The organism is Microvirga zambiensis WSM3693 (assembly GCF_016735695.1).
GTDB classification, from domain to species: Bacteria; Pseudomonadota; Alphaproteobacteria; order Rhizobiales; family Beijerinckiaceae; genus Microvirga; species Microvirga zambiensis.
In genome coordinates, this window is the sequence record NZ_JAERQD010000199.1 from 1 (window position 1) to 1,053 (window position 1,053).

General features: G+C 58.0%; 1 protein-coding gene and 1 pseudogene. Both read left to right on the forward strand.

All coding sequences use genetic code 11. The features are described 5' to 3' along the window. A partial coding sequence (locus tag JKL46_RS34865) for a group II intron maturase-specific domain-containing protein (protein ID WP_246529751.1) occupies positions 1 to 783 on the forward strand: 783 nt, incomplete at its 5' end. 67 nt (positions 784 to 850) lie between these two features. Beyond that, a pseudogene (locus JKL46_RS34870) lies at positions 851 to 1,053 on the forward strand (DDE-type integrase/transposase/recombinase); the annotation flags it as partial.

Sequence of the window (1,053 nt, forward strand, 5' to 3'; positions counted from 1 at the left end):
CGTAAGGATCGATGGGCATGGAACTTCGGCATCAAGCAAGGCCGCCCCATTGCGGTTCGTGAGAACCGACAATGGAAGCCGGCCATCGCCTACTGCCGATACGCTGACGACTTTGTCGTGATCGTAAAAGGAACCAAGGCTCAGACAGAAGGGGTCCGTGAGGAATGCCGTGCCTTTCTGGAAGGTGAACTGAAGCTGACGCTGAATATGGACAAAACCCATATCACCCACGTCAACGATGGCTTCGTCTTTCTAGGGCACCGGATCATTCGCAAGCGGGGGGCGCACGGACGTATGTCCGTCGTCACGACGATACCCAAGGAGAAGGCCAAGGGGTTTGTTCGCAAGCTGACCGAGACCCTCTCCGGCAATCACAGTGTCAGCACGGTCGATATGATCGTCAGCCTCAACCGGCAACTGGCCGGTTGGGCAGCGTTCTACAAGTTCACCGACTTCACTGCGTACGTATTCCGGCGCATCGACCATGTCGTGTTCTGGAAGCTGGCGCATTGGCTGGGGCACAAATACCGATCCCGCATCAAGCCTCTGATGCGCAAATGGTACAAGGCCCCGGAATCGGGCAAGGCGAAAACCTGGCTCGTTTACGGTCGGACTGAACGCGGCGAAGCCATCGGCAAAGCGCTCCACAGGCTTGTCTCGAGCTCCAAGGCGCAATTCCGATGGCGCAATCCGGAGGAGAACCCTTACATCTTCCGGAACGAAACCCGCAACACCGTGACATCGTACTATCAGGATGTTGCTATGGCCATGGGCCAAGCTTGAATAGAGAGCCGTATGCGCTGAAAGGTGCATGTACGGTTCGGGGAGGAGAAGCGCACTCGCGCTTCTTACCCCACTGGCGACCTGGTCGGGCTTTGTCTATGTCGCCTTCGTGATCGACGCCTTCGCTCGCAAGATCGTGGGCTGGCGGGTGTCGCGTTCAGCCCGGGCCGCGTTCGTGCTCGATGCTCTCGAGCAAGCTCTGCATGACCGGCAGCCCTGGCAAGCCAACCTCATTCACCACAGCGACAGGGGAGTTCAAGACGGATTCAA